The organism is Psychrobacter sp. UBA3483 (genome assembly GCF_002377905.1).
In the GTDB taxonomy this organism is placed as follows: Bacteria; Pseudomonadota; Gammaproteobacteria; order Pseudomonadales; family Moraxellaceae; genus Psychrobacter.
Window position 1 is genome coordinate 1 of sequence record NZ_DFQS01000049.1, and the last position, 17,475, is coordinate 17,475.

The 17,475-nt window shown below is 42.9% G+C and carries 14 protein-coding genes and 1 rRNA gene; 9 read left to right on the plus strand and 6 right to left on the minus strand.

The genetic code is table 11. The features are described from left to right. The first annotated feature begins 85 nt into the window (after positions 1 to 85). The 3 genes from rrf to nrdD all read left to right on the plus strand — a co-directional run bounded on the left by rrf (position 86) and on the right by nrdD (position 2,893). Positions 86 to 200: ribosomal RNA gene (gene rrf / locus B2866_RS08795) — 5S ribosomal RNA — on the plus strand. A gap of 448 nt (positions 201 to 648) precedes the next feature. Then, positions 649 to 1,107 (plus strand): anaerobic ribonucleoside-triphosphate reductase activating protein, encoded by a 459-nt coding sequence (gene nrdG / locus B2866_RS08800; protein ID WP_296192954.1) that lies wholly within the window; start codon positions 649 to 651, stop codon positions 1,105 to 1,107. Next, positions 1,100 to 2,893, plus strand: coding sequence for an anaerobic ribonucleoside-triphosphate reductase (gene nrdD / locus B2866_RS08805; protein ID WP_296192959.1), 1,794 nt, complete (start codon positions 1,100 to 1,102; stop codon positions 2,891 to 2,893). The genes nrdG and nrdD overlap by 8 nt, the downstream gene beginning before the upstream one ends. A gap of 190 nt (positions 2,894 to 3,083) precedes the next feature. On the opposite strand, the gene B2866_RS08810 is transcribed toward nrdD, so the two are convergent. Together B2866_RS08810 and B2866_RS08815 are read right to left on the minus strand one after the other, a co-directional pair. Next, the gene (locus B2866_RS08810; protein ID WP_296192962.1) at positions 3,084 to 3,977 is read right to left on the minus strand and encodes a pirin family protein; all 894 of its coding nucleotides are present in this window, start codon (positions 3,975 to 3,977) and stop codon (positions 3,084 to 3,086) included. Between the two features lie 143 nt (positions 3,978 to 4,120). Then, complete coding sequence (locus tag B2866_RS08815) at positions 4,121 to 4,381, minus strand: DUF1289 domain-containing protein (RefSeq protein ID WP_296192965.1); 261 nt, start codon at positions 4,379 to 4,381, stop codon at positions 4,121 to 4,123. A gap of 197 nt (positions 4,382 to 4,578) precedes the next feature. On the opposite strand from B2866_RS08815, the gene B2866_RS08820 reads away from it, so the two are divergent. From B2866_RS08820 to B2866_RS08830, 3 genes are all read left to right on the plus strand, one after another. Beyond that, positions 4,579 to 5,244, plus strand: a complete 666-nt coding sequence (locus tag B2866_RS08820; RefSeq protein ID WP_296192968.1) for a YqiA/YcfP family alpha/beta fold hydrolase — start codon at positions 4,579 to 4,581, stop codon at positions 5,242 to 5,244. Between the two features lie 110 nt (positions 5,245 to 5,354). Continuing rightward, entirely contained in the window at positions 5,355 to 7,238 is a 1,884-nt protein-coding gene (gene parE / locus B2866_RS08825; protein ID WP_296192971.1) for a DNA topoisomerase IV subunit B, read from the plus strand. A gap of 162 nt (positions 7,239 to 7,400) precedes the next feature. After that, positions 7,401 to 8,096 (plus strand): lysophospholipid acyltransferase family protein, encoded by a 696-nt coding sequence (locus B2866_RS08830; protein WP_296192973.1) that lies wholly within the window; start codon positions 7,401 to 7,403, stop codon positions 8,094 to 8,096. Positions 8,097 to 8,224: 128 nt separating this feature from the next. On the opposite strand, the gene B2866_RS08835 is transcribed toward B2866_RS08830, so the two are convergent. Next, the gene (locus tag B2866_RS08835) at positions 8,225 to 9,007 is read right to left on the minus strand and encodes an SDR family NAD(P)-dependent oxidoreductase (protein WP_296192977.1); all 783 of its coding nucleotides are present in this window, start codon (positions 9,005 to 9,007) and stop codon (positions 8,225 to 8,227) included. A gap of 246 nt (positions 9,008 to 9,253) precedes the next feature. Here B2866_RS08835 and B2866_RS08840 point away from each other — a divergent pair, with 246 nt between their 5' ends. After that, positions 9,254 to 10,534: a hypothetical protein gene (locus B2866_RS08840; protein ID WP_296192980.1), complete on the plus strand. Its 1,281-nt coding sequence runs from the start codon at positions 9,254 to 9,256 to the stop codon at positions 10,532 to 10,534. A gap of 257 nt (positions 10,535 to 10,791) precedes the next feature. On the opposite strand, the gene B2866_RS08845 is transcribed toward B2866_RS08840, so the two are convergent. Continuing rightward, on the minus strand, positions 10,792 to 12,558 hold the full coding sequence (locus B2866_RS08845) for a mechanosensitive ion channel (protein ID WP_296192983.1): 1,767 nt from the start codon (positions 12,556 to 12,558) through the stop codon (positions 10,792 to 10,794). Positions 12,559 to 12,974: 416 nt separating this feature from the next. Here B2866_RS08845 and B2866_RS08850 point away from each other — a divergent pair, with 416 nt between their 5' ends. After that, positions 12,975 to 13,706 (plus strand): FKBP-type peptidyl-prolyl cis-trans isomerase, encoded by a 732-nt coding sequence (locus B2866_RS08850; RefSeq protein ID WP_296192986.1) that lies wholly within the window; start codon positions 12,975 to 12,977, stop codon positions 13,704 to 13,706. A 166-nt stretch (positions 13,707 to 13,872) separates the two neighbouring features. On the opposite strand, the gene argA is transcribed toward B2866_RS08850, so the two are convergent. After that, a complete protein-coding gene (gene argA, locus B2866_RS08855; protein WP_296192989.1) occupies positions 13,873 to 15,195 on the minus strand; it encodes an amino-acid N-acetyltransferase in 1,323 nt (440 codons plus the stop codon). A gap of 329 nt (positions 15,196 to 15,524) precedes the next feature. Here argA and B2866_RS08860 point away from each other — a divergent pair, with 329 nt between their 5' ends. Next, a complete protein-coding gene (locus B2866_RS08860) occupies positions 15,525 to 16,112 on the plus strand; it encodes a hypothetical protein (protein WP_068406123.1) in 588 nt (195 codons plus the stop codon). Positions 16,113 to 16,255: 143 nt separating this feature from the next. Here B2866_RS08860 and B2866_RS08865 read toward each other — a convergent pair whose 3' ends face one another. Continuing rightward, the gene (locus tag B2866_RS08865) at positions 16,256 to 17,305 is read right to left on the minus strand and encodes a patatin-like phospholipase family protein (protein ID WP_296192992.1); all 1,050 of its coding nucleotides are present in this window, start codon (positions 17,303 to 17,305) and stop codon (positions 16,256 to 16,258) included. Between the last annotated feature and the right edge of the window lie 170 nt (positions 17,306 to 17,475).

Genomic DNA, 17,475 nt, shown 5'->3' on the forward strand with positions numbered 1-17,475 from the left:
TTTCGATATCACCTTAATCCTTGATTCAGTCGGGTTAAGATGACACTAGTCATTAAAACATTCAGACTCATATCTAACCCCCTTTGCTGACGACAATAGCATGATGGCACCACCTGATCCCTTCCCGAACTCAGAAGTGAAACATCATCGCGCCAATGGTAGTGTGGCTCCGGCCATGTGAGAGTAGGTCATCGTCAGCTCTCTATTCTAAAGTAACCCCCTTCTGCTTATGCAGTTGGGGGTTTTCTTTGGGAGTGGGTTTTATAAAAAAATATCAATTGTCTACTTTAACCAATGCTTACTTTACTTATCTGACGTTATTATCAATTTTTTCTAGCCCTTTCATATCTCGTTATGAAAGGGCTTTTCTTTATTTAAAAAAATACTCCTTAACGCCTCTATTTTTTATTTCGATGACTTTAGAATCTCTCAAATTTATCTTTAAAAATTATTTCTTTCTGCATAATTTATCAGATTTTCTTAAAAAAACTTTTTAAATACTAGATTTTTAGTGTGTCTCTTATACCTAAATTATTGATTTAGATATGGTTACTGAGCAGTATTTAAATTAAATATCCCACATATTGTGTTATTAGTAAGGTGTATATACTATATATGGGTCTCCGCGATTTGGCTTAAGGGGTAGTGATGTTGAATATTGTTGAATATGACATTGTTTTTCAAGAAGTACCAACAGAGGTTAGCTTAGCGTTGACCGTTGCTGGCTGCCCTTTGATGTGCCGAGGTTGTAGTCGTGCTGACACGTGGAAAAAAGAGAAAGGTACGCCTTTAACTGATGACTTTTTAGCAGGGTTATTGGAAAGCTATAAGGGTCTCGTCAGCTGTGTGCTGTTTATGGGTGGTGAATGGCAACCGTCCGCCTTGTTGTCTGCGCTCAAGCAGGTTCGACACTCCGGATTGAAAACGGCACTGTACACAGGCTTGGATGCCATACCGTCCAGTTTGCAAGCAGAGCTAACTTATCTAAAAACAGGACCATGGATTATGGAGCTTGGAGGTTTAGACACTCCAACCACTAATCAAAGGTTTATCGATTGTACTAACGGTGAAGTATTAAATCATTTGTTTTGGAGGAATTATGAGTAAGTTGAATTCAGAGCAGTTGGGCGATAAATTGTTTTTTATCAAAGATTATATGCAAGCGAATAATGCGGCAGATGGCTCTCATGTAGACGCCAATGCCAACGTGACGGTCAAGAATATCGCCACTTTAGAAAGCGAAATTATGAAAGATTATTTTATTCAGGTTAATCGCAGTCAAGTACAACAGCAGATTCGCACATGTTTTGATAGTCATTTGGCAGATGAGTATTTGCGCCAAATTGAAGCTCATGAAATTTATGTACATGACGAAACCAGCCTAAAACCTTACTGCGTCTCAGTATCGTTATATCCATTTTTGCTCGATGGCCTAAAGAAGTTGGGAGGTGAGGCCGGTCCACCGCAGCACTTAGCGTCGTTTTGTGGCTCTTTCATTAACTTGATATTTGCCATTAGCTCACAGTTTGCTGGCGCAGTGGCGACGGTTGAGTTTCTTGCCTATTTCGATTACTTCGCTCGTAAAGACCATGGTAGTGATTATTTAACCACTCATAAATCATTGATTGAAAACTGTTTCCAGCAAGTGGTTTATTCCATTAATCAACCTGCTGCTGCGCGTGGTTATCAAAGCGCGTTTTGGAATATCTCTTTATACGACGAACATTATTTTGATGCCATGTTTGCCAACTTTGTGTTTCCTGATGGTGAAAGACCGTACTGGGAAACGATTAAACAGCTACAGGCGTATTTTTTAACCTGGTTTAATGAAGAGCGTAAGCGTGCAATTTTAACCTTCCCAGTCGTTACCTGCGCCATGCTAACCGAAAACGGTAAATGTAAAGATGAAGAATATGCCGATATGCTAGCGACCGAGTTGGCAGAAAAAAACAGCTTCTTTATTTATCAAAGTGATAATCCGGATTCTTTAGCTTCTTGTTGTCGTCTGCGCAATGAAATCACTGATCACACTTTCTCTTATACTTTGGGCGCAGGTGGCGTGGCTACCGGCTCAATCAATGTTATCACCCTTAATCTAAATCGTATGATTCAAAATGGGCAAGATTTGGCTGCAGAGGTACAAAAAATTCATAAGTATCAGGTCAGTTATCGTAAACTGATGGAACAATATCAAGCATCTGGCATGTTACCTGTTTACGATGCAGGGTTTATTCAACTAGATAAGCAGTTCTTGACGCTCGGTATCAATGGCATGGCAGAAGCGGCGGAGAGTCAGGGCATAGTAGTCGGTAATAATCAGCAATATCATACTTTCGTTAACGACATCCTAAAAACCATTTATGATGAAAATCGAAAAGCCAGTATTCAGTATGGTTTGAAGTTTAATACTGAGTTTGTACCAGCGGAAAACTTAGGCGTTAAAAATGCCAAATGGGACAAACGAGATGGCTATGAGGTGTCGCGTGAGTGCTATAACTCTTATCTGTATCTGGTAGAGGATGAAACAACCAATACCTTGGATAAGTTTATGCTGCATGGGCGTGAGCTCACGCAGTGGCTCGATGGTGGCTCGGCCTTACATTTGAATTTGGATGAAACTCTCGATAAGCAGCAGTATCGTAAATTATTAGATATTGCCGCAACCACAGGGTGCCAGTACTTTTGCATTAACGTGCGTATCACCATTTGCAATGAGTGTCAGCATATTGATAAGCGCACCCTTTATCACTGTGAGGCTTGTGGCTCAAACGATGTCGATCATGCCACGCGTATCATTGGCTATTTAAAGCGGGTATCCGCTTTTAGTGAGGGCAGACGCTTAGAACATCAATTGCGCCACTATCGCCGTGAACGCCAAGTTGATGTGGCTTAATTTTGCCAATGAGTCATTCTAGGTGATGGGGCTGTTACTCCGTGCGACTATATAGTTTAAGTTCGTGGTTAAAGCAGTAGATTTACTTTTCTTATGATTGAAAAAGCCCGTATTAACGAACTAATACGGGCTTTAACATTCAAGAGAGTATTTAAATAAACAAGGCTAATGCTTAGCTAATAGTTAGATTTTAAGCGCCTTCACCAAACTTGCCACTTTGGAAATCGGTGACTGCTTGCATGATTTCTTGCTGACTGTTCATGACAAAAGGACCATATTGCACAATTGGCTCGCGTAGTGGGCGACCAGTGATTAAAATCACTTTGGTATCCTCACTACTATCGGCTGTAATGGTGACGCCATCAGTATCCGCGTTATTTTCAAGAATAGCCATGGTCTTGGTTGGTACCGTTTCGCCTGCAATCTCTATGATACCGCGATAGACAAAAGCAAAAGCATTATGGTCAGCCGGAATCGCCTGACTAAAACTCGTTCCTGCTGGTAGATGGATATCCAAATAAGTCGGCTCAGTGATGTTACGTGTGACCGCGCCTTCAATACCATGCGATTGACCCGCAATTACCGTGACGTCTACGCCATCTTCCGTGCTATATTTTGGCAAATCGTCACTTTGAAAATCTTTATACCAAGGGTCATTCATTTTATCTTTAGCAGGTAGGTTAAGCCAAAGCTGAAAACCTTCCATTGCGCCGTTCTCTTGTTCAGGCAATTCTGAATGAATCACGCCGCTAGCCGCCGTCATCCATTGGACACCGCCATTTTGTAATAGCCCTTCGTTACCGGCGCTATCGCGGTGGCGCATACGGCCAGTAATCATATAGGTAATGGTTTCAAAACCACGATGCGGATGATTGGGGAAACCGGCAACATAGTCGTCTGGATTATCGCTTTTAAAGTTGTCTAACATCAAATACGGGTCAAGACGCTCTTGTAGCTGCTGGGTCAGTACCCGCGTCAGCTTAACCCCAGCACCGTCTTGGGTATCGACACCAGCGTAAAGGTGTTCAATTTGGCGCGAGTTTTTCACTGTGTCTTTCATATCAGGCGTGACAGTATGATTCATTATCTTATCCTTAAAAATCATTTGGTTTATCAATATTCATTTACTTATATATAGTGATAATAAAATAAATTTCAATAGGATACTATGTAGTTTTTTTACATTAGTGGATTTTAAAGTTAAGTATATATTAACTAGTCTCTTTGTTAAAACAATCTTCCTGTCTCTATTGGTACATCAAAATCAAAGCCCAATTGCTCGCCTTTACGCTTTCGCAGCTGCTCGATACGTTGCCGACGTCCTGCTATAAGCCTTAGTACTTCGCGGCGCTGTTCGGTATTCATCTCATGCCATAGCTGGCGCTCAGGACGGCTACGCAGGCAGCCAAAGCAGTAGCCCTTTTTATTGCTTTGGCAAACACCAATGCATGGATTGGCAATCTCGAACAGTTCAAACTGCTGATTCATGGCGGCTCCATCGCTATTACGTTATTCCTTTAACTTGCCCGATTGCTTGTCTTGTCTCACCGTAAATACTAGTATGGCGCAAATAGCGAATAATACTGTGCCATTTTATCGTTACTGTTTTTGTGGCGTCAGTGCTATGCTAAGTTTTGCACCGCCCTATATAGCAATCATAACAAAACCAATCAGTGAGATTCTACATGAATATTATTTATATCCATGGCTTAGACAGTGATGCCAACTCAACAAAAGGCAAATTATTGGAGGATTATTGCCAAAAGTATCATCCCGATATCAAGGTATTACGACCAGATTTGAACAAGACCCCTGAGCAAGTTTTTAAGCAAATACTCTCGTTAATTGAACGTTTAGACGGTCAAAATAAAAAGGCGAAAGATAAGCCAAATAAATTTTTTCCTACCGTACTGGTCGGTAGCTCCTTAGGCGGTTATTTTTCTACGGTGGTTAGCAATCATACCGGTTGCCCAGCGCTATTATTAAATCCCAGCATCCAGCCCCATATTACTTTGCAGCGGTTTGCCAAAGATTTTGCGCTAAAAAACAATTTTAAAGACGAGGATTTGGGCAAGCAGGTTATTCATTCGACAGCGGGCGGTTGGGGTATTACTCAAGCAGATTTACGCTGGTTTGCAGCGCACCAACTATCAACCGTTAATTGTCCTAATAAAATTGCTGTCCTCATTAAGGAAGGAGATGAGCTGCTTAATCCTGAACTGTCTAAACAGTTTTATCAAACGCAAGGAGCAAGCGTAACGATGCAAACGGGCGGCGATCATCGCTTTAGTGATTTTATTGAGCAATTACCTACGGTGATTGAGATGCTGCAGAGTCTCACACGGATTTAACTAAACGACATTATCTGACGTAAGCAAATGAGTATTGACCTTAAGGCCACTGTTTTTCGTTATAATGGGTTAATAGAATTAATCGCACATGAATAATTAAGGATGCATTTGTGAGTCAATATAATGCGCAATCGTTAGAAGTTTTAGAAGGGCTGGAGCCTGTCCGTCGTCGCCCTGGAATGTACACTGACACCACGCGACCCAATCATTTAGCCCAAGAGGTCATTGATAACTCAGTCGACGAAGCGTTGGCGGGCTATGCAAAGACCATCAAGGTGCAGCTGCATAGTGACGGCTCGCTATCGGTCGAAGATGATGGTCGCGGTATGCCAACCGATATCCACCCTGAATTTGGTCAATCAGGGATTGAGCTGATTTTGACCCGTTTGCATGCGGGTGGTAAGTTTTCGACCTCCAATTATGAGGTGTCGGGCGGTCTGCATGGTGTGGGTATCTCTGTCGTCAACGCACTCTCAACGCGAGTTGAAGTAACGGTTTGGCGCGATAGTACGCAGTTCGAGATGGCGTTTGAGAATGGCGCAGCGGTCACCTCTTTAACCGAAACGGTGAGCCCCAATAAACGTAAGCGTGGCACTAGAGTTAAGTTTTGGGCCGATGGTAGTTTTTTTGATACGCCAAAATTCAATGTTAGGCAGCTGAAACACAATCTGAAAGCCAAAGCGGTATTAGCCGCTGGTCTGACGATTGAGTTTGTCGATGATATCAACAATGAAAAAGTTATTTGGCAATTTACCGACGGGGTGGTTGAATATTTAAACGAGCAGCTAGATGGTTTAGAAACCTTACCGGAGGCGCCGTTTTATTATAACCATGAGGCAAAAGCTGGTGAGCGCGCTGCTATCACCTTTGCCTTGTCTTGGTTGCCGGATGGTGGCACGCCGATTCAAGAAAGCTATGTCAATCTTATCCCAACCGCGCAGGGCGGTACGCATGTTAATGGCTTACGTACTGGTATTTTAGAGGCCCTACGTGAGTTTTGCGATATCCATAATCTACTGCCTCGTAATGTTAAATTAACAGCCGAAGATGTCTGGGATGGCGTCAACTATATCCTATCACTGAAGTTTTCTGAGCCGCAGTTTTCTGGTCAAACCAAAGAGCGGCTTTCTAGTCGTGAAGCGGCGGGCGCGGTGCAAACATTGGCAAAAGATGCCTTTAGCTTGTGGCTCAATCAGCATGCCGATAGGGGTGCGCAAATTGCCGAATTGGCGATTAATAAAGCTGGTCGCCGTCTAAAATCTGCCAAAAAAGTCGCGCGTAAAAAAATCACTCAAGGGCCAGCATTACCTGGGAAGTTAGCGGATTGTCGCGGTGATTTACGTGACGGTGCAGAGCTATTTTTGGTTGAAGGGGATTCGGCAGGCGGTAGTGCCAAGCAAGCACGTGACCGTCATTATCAGGCAATATTACCCCTTCGCGGTAAGATTCTAAATACGTGGGAAGTGTCGTCAGATACGGTACTATCGAGCCAAGAGATTCATGATATTGCCATCGCGATTGGTGTGGATCCAGCGTCGGACGACTTATCTGAGCTGCGCTATGACAAAATATGTATTTTGGCTGATGCTGACTCTGATGGTCTACATATTGCCACGCTTATTTGTGCCCTGTTTGTTAAGCATTTCCCAGCGTTGGTTGATGCAGGTCATTTATTTGTCGCGATGCCGCCGCTGTACCGCGTCGATGTGGGTAAAGAAGTACATTATGCGTTAGATGAGTCAGAGCTTGAACACATATTGGCCAATGTACCGGGCAATAAAAAAGCCCAAATCACGCGCTTTAAAGGACTCGGTGAAATGAGTGCCGAACAGCTGCGCGAGACCACCATGAACCGTGATACTCGCCGTTTGGTACAGCTGGACATGGACGATATGATACTGACCAATAGCGTGATGGATATGCTGCTCGCCAAAAAACGTGCGTCTGACCGTAAGTCATGGCTTGAAAATAAAGGCAATTTGGCGATTATCTAGGAAAGGTTGTATAGGTTTGCGCACTTTACTTTTCATTTCTATAGTTTAGTTATATCAGTATAGGAAAAAGTGAGCTGGCAGGTAATAAAAGCCTATAAAATTCAATCTAGTAGCATACGCTTAATGGTATTATAGAGGTATCTTTTACTATCTGGTGCCGTCATGACATCAAAATTTTTTAAGCGTTCTAAAGTGGCTGTTTCTAATCCTACGCGCTCAAAAGTACTACCAAGTTTGAGCAAAAACCAGCTGGGTAATTTAGTACCAAAACGTGGTAATAAATTTGCGCCAAAGATTGGGTCCGCATTGTTAAAAGCAGCAGGCTGGCGCACCGTTGGCGAGATTCCAAATATCCCGCAGGCGGTGGTTTTGGCACTGCCGCATACCTCCAACGTTGACGGTATTTATGCGATACCAAGCTTATTTGCCCTAGATTTGAAAATCAGCATCATGGGCAAACATACGCTATTTAAAGTGCCGTTGTTTGCGCAGCTGTTAAAGTGGATTGGCGTCATTCCTATTGACCGTGGTAATAAAGGCTCGGTGCTGCAAGCGAGTATCGATAAATTTAAGACTGGCAAACCGCTATTTTTAGGCCTAGCACCAGAAGGTACGCGCCAATATACCAAAGACTGGAAAACAGGTTTTTATTATTTGGCATTAGGTGCCGGCGTGCCAATTTTGCCCGTAGCCATGGATTATAAAACCAAGGAAATACGCTTTATGTCGCCCGTCTATCCGACCGGTAATATCGACGTCGATTTGCCAAAAATTTATGCGCAGTATCGCGGGGTAGTACCACGATATCCTGAGCGCTTATCGCAGCCATTACAAGATATCAATCATTTAGCTGAGTAACGCTTTTATGATTTCTAATAACGGTTGCAACCAAAAAGCCTCTGATATTTGAGCTATCAGAGGCTTTTTTAATCTTGAGCAATTATGATTGTTATCAAATAGTTTTTTAGGCGATAGATTATTGGCTACTAAAAATGCGGTTGCCCATTAGAGGCACTGACTCCGCCATCAACGGGCAAATTAACACCGGTAATCATAGCGGCGTCGTCACTGGCTAAAAAAGTGATGGCGGCGGCGATATCTTCTGGTTTCGCCATCCGCTTAAGGGGGCAGCGGTCCAAAAACTTATCGCTTTTGCTATCGTTGTCTTGAATGGCGGTGGTCATCTCGGTTGCCGTCACGCTTGGATTGACGGCGTTGACACGCACGCCATCAGCACCGTGGTCTAGCGCGAGCGTACGAGTCAGATTGCTGATACCGGCTTTGGCCGCATTATAAGCCGCCATATTCCAATCGCCACCGACGCCAGACAGCGACGAGACATTGATAATATTGCCTTTACTCGCAATTAGATGCGGCATGGCAGCCTGACAGACATAAAAAGTACCATTTAAATTGACATCGATGGCTAATTTCCAATCTTCAGAAGACAGCTCAGTAATTTTGCCTTGCATGGCTTTGCCGGCATTGTTTACCAAGACATCGATTTTGCCAAATTTATCGACGACTCTTTTGATCATCTCTTTTACTTGAGCTTCTACGCTGATATCGCAAATGATGGTCAAAAAATTGTCGGTATGAATCCAAGTGCGATCTTGTGGAAACGCTTTAGCCGTTTCTTCTAGGGTGGCCGCGGTACGTCCGACTAACACCACATTAGCGCCTTCTTGAGCAAAACGAATGGCGGTTGCGCGGCCGATACCTGAACCTGCGCCTGTGACGATGACGGTTTTTTCTTTAAAGCGTTTCATGATGTTCAGTCCTTGTTATTATACGAGTGTTATTGTATAAATAAAAATATTAAGCAAGCCCACAGGTGCTGTGGCAATTGATAGCTCAGCAACCGAGGCGTAAACGTGCTAGCTTTTGTGTCATCATAACAACTCACTGCGATGAATGCGACTAGGTATAATGGCGTTTATGTTGTTTAAGTTGTCGTCAAAAGTTATGACAGGGTGTAAATTGCCATATTTATTTTATAAGAAAAGGTTGCGGCTGTGTCCAATTTGACTAGGGTGAGGTCTGATAAAAGCTATCTTGGCGATGAGTTGGCTTGTTACCTGCAATCTGAGGTATCTACGCTTGTATTGCCTGATTTGCAAGCGCTTGCGACTGGCTATAACGGCCAATATAAGGCGCAAAAATTTGAATATCAATTGCCACTAGGTAGGTTGCAACTAATAGAGTTGGTGGTCTATTTGCCTAAGGATATTGTCGCAGGATATTTTGAAAACGTACGTAAAACGGCTATTGAATCGCTTGCGGCATGGCAAAACCACTATTTAACTAAGCATAAAGATAACGTAGATGCGACAATGTATGTTGTGGTTTTTGATATTCAATTTAAAAGCGCTTATCAGAATACAAAAGAACGTTTACAGCATGAGTTTAGAGACGGTTTAAGTTCAGAAATACATGCAAGCGAACCGCCATTGCAGCTGTTTGGCTGGCATGATTGGCAATTGATATTAAGGGCGCTACATACGCCATGCGAGCTATGGCGTTTTTTACAATATCGTTTAGAGCAGACGCAATACAGTGCTAGTAGCCATGTATCTAATCTTAAAACTGAAGAGTTGATGATTAATGGTTTCCTAAATGACCCTGCCGTATTTGCGCAAGCTATCGCTATAGATAACGCGCTGATTAAATATAAGATGCAAGATAAGCCGAATTCCGCTTTGATAGCGATGGCACTGGCGCAAAAAAGTCATAGTACGACAGACCAGATGTATCAGCAGCATATGGCACAAGCGTCTGTGTTATGGTCGCAAATGATTAGCCAAATGCTCAAGCGGTATAGCGATGATGCGCAGAAAAATAATGGGCCACAATCCTCAGAGATAGACCTTGCATATTGGCAGCAGCAAATAGTCGATGAGTCTTTGTTTTCACGTCATGAGCTGATTCGTACGTTATATAAACATCCCAAACAACAACAGCAATTACGAGAACAGGGCTATGTTGTCCATCAACATTCTTATGAGTCTTTAGGTCGGCATTATATGCTGATATTTTATGGGCAGGATGTCAAAGGGCAACATAGTAAACAAACCATGCAGCCAAACCTTGCGAAAATCGCTTTGGATGTGGCCACGCGCTTACCGATAGCGGAGCTGCATCACGTGATTGTACTCGGTATAGATTTCATTGAGGAGGCGAATGACACCTTTATCGATATTGATTTATGGATACAGCCAGTTGCTGCCATGAGCCAACGCGAGCGGCAGCTGACCAAGCAAATACAGCAGTTGCAACAGCAAAATCTAAACCGATAGTGGGAGCAGAACCGAACATAAAATGTGCTTTGTTCTAGCTATAGTAAAAGTATCCTAAAAACGCTACGGTATTGCTGATATCAATTTTTTGTAGCCTCTGTCTGCGCAGGCACAGCAAGCAAGAAAAATTGATATAAGCATTGCGTGATGTATCGATATTACTTTTCACTCACTATAACTCGTTAGAAATATTTATAAACGCGTATAAAAAAAGACAGCCTAGGCTGTCTTTTTTGTACTTAAAATATAATCACTGCTTATTTATTATTGGTATCGTCATATAAACCGCTACCAGGCAGGATGTTATTGTTAGCAATATCCTCATCAGTGATACTACCATCGTTAACGTTGTTATTTACGTTAGGATTGTTTACCTTGTTATTGGCAGTGTTGTTGATGTCAGAGGTATTGATCGTGTCTGTATTCACCCGAGTCGTATCGACGATATCTGTATGGATATCAGAAGTTGACGTAGTCGCAGGCTTAGCTGTTGGCGTATTATCACGCACTGAAGCCGCAAATTTATCTTGCGTCGAAGAGTTAGGCGTCAGAGCAGATTTCGCTTTTGCTTCATCACGTTCTCTGTCCATCTTATCTTGCATTTTACGTAAGAAGCGAGCGGCTGCTTCTTGACCGCCGAGACCAAATGATAGGGCAAATGCAACCGCAACCGCACCTAACGTTAGACCGAATGCTAGGTTAACGATAGAATCAGCGATACCCATCGCTTTTAGACCCATCGCCAGTACTAAGCCCATGATTAAGACACGTACGATGTTTGCTAAGAACTGTGAACCTTGTTCAGAGCGCTCAACGACACCAGCGATGATGTTGGCAAGCCAAAAACCAATAAACAGAATAACTGCGCCCAAAATGATATTAGCACCAAAAGCGATAAACATAGCGATGATGGCTGAGATAGGTTCAAAACCTAATAGATCAGCGGCGGCAATCGCAGCAAATAGCATGGCAAAGAAGATAATCGCATAACTGACAAGATCAGAAACCTTCTTGTCACCCATGGTTTCTTGCAGACCAACTTTCGCAGGCAACTGATTGATTTGAGTGTTCTCAATCAAACCTTTGATGATGTTAGCGACCATACGTACTACATAGAAGGTCACGATTAAAATCGCTGCTGCCATAAAGATATTTGGCAAGGCTTCCATGATTTTGTTCAGCATGTTGGTTGCAGGGCGTGCAATCACATCGATTTTTAGCGCATTTAAAGCAGCAATAATCGTTGGGATAATAACCACTAAAAAGGCTAATGAACCTGCGATATTAGGCAGGCTGTTTTGTTCGCTTAGACCTGCTTTTGATGCCAATTTCTGTACATCAAACGTAGAAACTAAGTTGGTGACAATGCCGCGTACGACTTTGGCGATGATATAACCCACCACAAAGACCACACCAGCAATAAGAATGTTAGGAATAAAGCTAAAGATTTTATCAACCATATTGGTCAATGGTGCAAATAAACCCTCAAGCTCTAACTGACCAAGTACCATGGTCAATACTACCAATAGGATGAACCAGTAAACCATATCAGCAATGGTGCTGCTCATTGGTTTTACGCCAGCTTTGGCACTTAAACGCTCATCCATTGAGGTTTTTGCTAATGCTGCGTTAATAGCAGTACGAGCAACAGTTGCAACAACCCAACCGATAATACCAACGGCAATCGCGCCGATAAGATTAGGGATGAATGCCAATACTTGATTAACCATGTTGGCAAATGGGGTCGAAATAGAGTTTAGATTAAGTTGATTTAAAGCGCCTGAAATAGCGATAATGAAAATAAACCAAAAGACGATTTTTGAGATAATCCCCTCTAAATCATAGCTTTTACCCGTAGAAGAATTCATACGTTGGTTAAGATTTACTTTTGACAACACCCCGCGTACTAAAGCTGCAATACCTAGTGCCACAAGCCAGCCAATGATAAAAATTAAAATAGCGCCGATGATGGAACCAATAGGGCCACCAAGATAACCGTTGAACGATGTATACATTGGATTCATCCTGTCCTCCTTTAATGATCATGCACCCGTTGTCCAACAATCTTTGCTATATAATATAAGCCTGATTATTGGTAGCGAATACATACCTAATTATTAATATTTTTAATTGATATTATTCAAGAAGCGTTTTTTATAAGACCCTAGCCAACATTCTATGCAGATTGTTAACAAAATCTACGTTCTGTTACTTCTTACCTTAACCAATTTAGCTTAGCTGATGTAATGCAGTATTTAAAGACAGAAAGCTTAACGGCTTACTATAGTTGTGTGATAAGTTGTTAATTTGGCGGCGAATATTAACATAGACTGTACATTTGACCGATAATTTCAAGGGAATCGTAGCTCCTAAAACTAAGATTTGCTATGATAGAAGAATGTGACATCTCGCCACTATCCCTACAATTTGAGAGTATTCTATGAAAAAAATTACTACCTTAAGCATTAGTGCCCTTGCTAGTGCGATGTTATTGGTTACCGGCTGTAACGCTAGTAATGGTAATAAAGAAAGCGCCAGCAAAAGCGTTTCAGTGACCGAAAAAAGCCCAGCCAATGAAAAAGTGGGTTATAGCTTGGGTTATATGATGGCAGAAGGTAATAAAGAAGCGGTTGGCGATCTGAATCTTGATACCTTTGAAAAAGGCTTTCGTGATGGCTATGAAGGTAAAGAATCAGCATTGACGCAAGAACAAATGCAAGAAGTATTGATGACTTATCAAAAAGAACAAGAAGAGAAATTCGTCAAAGAAATGGAAGGTAAAGCTGAAGATAACAAAACCAAAGGTGCGGCATTCTTAGCAGAGAACGGCAAGAAAGCTGGCGTGAAAACCACCGCTTCTGGCTTACAATATAAAGTATTGACGGCGGGTACTGGTAAATCACCAAAAGCGACTGACGTGGTCGAAGTGAACTACGAAGGTAAATTGATTGACGGTACGGTATTTGACAGCTCCTATGAGCGCGGTGAGCCAATTGAATTCCCACTTAATCAAGTCATCGCTGGCTGGACAGAAGGTCTACAGTTGATGAAAGAGGGCGGCAAATACGAATTCTATATCCCATCTGATATCGCTTATGGCGAAGCGGGTAATGCTGGTATCGAGCCTAACAGTACGCTTATCTTTACCGTTGAGCTATTAAAAGTAAAATAAGGCGTTATCAGATTTTAGCTCTTTAAATTTAAAGTGGTTAAAGACAATAAAAAGCCCTCATCATATATGAGGGCTTTTTCGTGCGCGGTAATTAAAGGTTGTCAATTGATTAATGAATAAAGGGCTAACTAACCAATTAACTCGCGGCTTATAAAGTTATTTTGAATTATAAAGCCTTTTGGAACACTTTAGAATTACGACCATTATTGTATTTTTCACGGCGCGCTTCCGGTAGAGCAGCAGCATCAACTTCCGCAAAACCTTGCTCGACAAACCAATGCGCGGTACGAGTGGTCAGGACGAACAGCTTATGCAAACCATGGCTGCGCGCTTGTTGCTCTAAAAATGCCAGCAGGTCAGCACCGCGGCTGCCGCTACGGTATTCAGGATGGACCGCCACGCAAGCGACTTCGGCTGAATCTGCATCCAGTGGATAAAGTGCGGCACAGCCCAAAATCATACCATCACGTTCAATGACACTATAGTGATCAATCTCTTGTTCTAAGCGCTCGCGTGAGCGGCTGACCAAGATACCTTGTTGTTCTAGCGGGGTTAGTAGCTCAAGCAGTCCAACCACATCGTCGATATCAGCACGGCGAATCTCTTCATACGGGTCATGACTGATCAAGGTGCCAGAACCATCACGGGTAAATAGCTCTTCGAGAAGCGCGCCATCTTTGGCATAAGAGATGATATGGGTGCGATGCACGCCTTGACGGCAGGCATTGCTAGCACAGCTTAAGAAGTAATTAATCTCACAATTTAAATCACGATCGCGTAAAAAGCGGTCGACTTCATTTGGAATCATCTCACGCAGCAAACGGTTATCGTGATTGATACCAGCTTCTTCACCTAAGAATATCAGCTTATCAGCACCGAGCGCCACAGCAGCACTAAGCGCTACATCTTCAGCCAATAAGTTGAAAACTTCACCCGTTGCTGAATAACCCATCGACCCTAAAATCACAATATGGTCATGTAACAGGTTGTTTTTAATGGCTTCGACATCGATTGAGCGCACCTCACCAGTCATCTGATAATCAACGCCGTCACGAATCCCGTAAGGACGCGCGGTGACAAAGTTGCCCGAAACCGCGTCAATACGCGAGCCGTACATGGGTGAGTTTGCTAAGCCCATCGATAGTTGGGCTTCGATTTGCAAACGAATCGCACCAACCGCTTGTAAGATAGCCGGCATAGCAACACGCGGGGTCACTCGAATATCTTTATGTAAGGGAGAAGTAATCTTCGCATCTTTCAAGTTTTTTTCGATTTGCGGTCGCGCGCCGTGTACCAGTACCAGTTTGATACCCAAGCTGTGCAATAAAGCAAAGTCATGAATCAAGGTACTGAAATTGGGATGATTGACCGCCTCACCGCCAAACATAATCACGAAAGTCTTACCGCGATGCGTGTTAATGTAAGGGGCAGAGTTGCGGAACCAGTGTACGTATTCAGGATTAATTTGTGGCATGGCGCTAGTAGTCATAATGGGTGCAATAGTTGTTAGAATAAGAAAAAGAGCGTGACAGCAAAAGCATGTCGCTAATGAATTACCATAGCAAAAAACACCGTTATGAGCTATCTTTTATTTTAGCCACTTTAATGAATCTTGGTAGCAAATAGATGATATACACAACCTCAACACGGGATTGGTGTACCGCCAAACGCTTTTTGTTATGCTAAGCGCTATTGCTTTAGCACCAGCTTACGCAGATAATTGATAAAAATAACCATGTTGTTGAGCGACGCTTTATTAACAAATTGTTTTACCGCTATACTGTTTTACCGATACATTAACTAGGGATAATGAATGTCATGAAGAAAAGTAACCATTTTGCAAACCCATTCAGTGCGTGGAGCGGCCACCGCTTATTTCATGTTGTCGCTGGTACGCTCGTTGGCGTGATGGCAGTGACGCAGGCTTCAGCAATGTTGCCAACGCCAGAGCAAGCCGTTGATAATTCAGTGGCAATCCAGTCAAATGCCAACCCAGCCAGCACTTCAACGGCGCAAGCGGTCAATAGCAAAATTACCGCCTCATTGATTAGTGTCGATGCAAATGGTCAGGAAGTACTGGTTCCAGTCAATGCCAATACGCGCTTGCAGTCAGGGAATGTCTTAGAATATCAAGGCTACTTTACCAATACCAATGCTGATCGCGTACGTAAAATGACCGTCACTATGAGTATTCCTGAGCAAGTAGAATTGCTACGTGCGGTATCTCCTGACTTCCCTTATGGTAGTGCTGACGGCAACACCTTTGCCCGTATGCCATTACGCGGTAAGGTTGATAATCAATTGCAAGAAATTCCGTTAAAATACTATAAAGCGGTACGTTGGGATTTAGAAGGCGTTGGTTTGAATGATACCGTTGTGGTTAAATATCGTGCACGCGTTAAATAAGTCTGTTTTTTGATATTTATCTAATACTTGCCGAATCGAAAAGCACCACAGTCTAAAGTCTAGGCTGCGGTGCTTTTTTTATAAACAACTTACTAACTCAGATTTGGTAAAATGGCTTTTACCAGCTAAATGTACTTTTGAAATTAAAGCGTGGCATATTTACTTGGCAGCTTTTCTACAAGACCTTTTTCTTGCTGGGCTTTGTCTTTCATAAGTTGCTTAATGGCAGCAATTTGCGGGGTAGTGGCTTGCATGCCAGCCGTCATTAGCGCGCGTCGTTGGCTGGTATCTAGTGAGCTAATATGACCGATATCGGGGATAATGATAATATCCGCACGCTCACGTTCACGGCGCATTGCTGTCGAACGGTTGGTGCTTGCTTGGCTAACACTCGAAACATTGGTGGCGTTAGAAAAATTGGCGACGATATTGCTCTCAAGAAAACCCCAAAAACTGCTTAATGAATTGATAGTCGGTATGTTATTGCTAGCGGGACCATTAGCATTCGCCGCCGTCACATCAACGGCGATGATAATATCGGCACCCAAATCACGCGCGGTGTCGACCGGTACTAAGCTGACCACGCCACCATCGATATATTTTTTGCCAATCTTTTCAGGAATGCGCGGCGCGATAAAAATATTGGGTACGCTGCACGATGCTTGTACTGCAAGTCCGGCATTGCCACTGCTAAAAACGGCCTTTTTTAGCGTGTGTTTTTCGGCAGCGACGGCGGCAAAGCTGATAGGAAAGTCCTCTATATCGCGTCCGCCAACTTTTGCATTAATAAAGTTTTTAAGCTTAATACCTTCGATAAAGCCTTGGTTGGATAAAGTAAAATCTGTTAGTTCACTGTCAGAAGTATTTAGCGCTAAGCGCTCAAGCTGCTTGGCGTTATAACCACTGGCATATAAGCTGCCAATCAGACTGCCGATACTGGTGCCGACCACTAGCGTTGGCGTGATACCATTTTCTTCTAACGCCTTAATGACACCAATATGGGCAAAGCCCTTGGCACCGCCGCCGCCTAATACCAAAGCGACCTTTGGCTGTTTTTCTATAGGTGCGACGGTTTTAGTAACTGGCGGCAAACTTTGGCAAGCACTAATAAACACACCCAACATGGCAAGTATGCTGAAGCGCAGCAAGCATGATAAATGCCGATAGCCATTATAATTAGTAGATAAAAACATACGCAAAAATCACCATAAAGCACTAAAGAGTTAAAAGATAAGCCATTCATCAGCCGCTTACTGAGAAATCAGCTAGACGCCGTATCGTTAAATAGCTTAGCATAAGCAGGTGGCTTGGCCGTTATAATCATTCTGACTGCATTTTTATAGAGGTTGATGATTATAGCTTT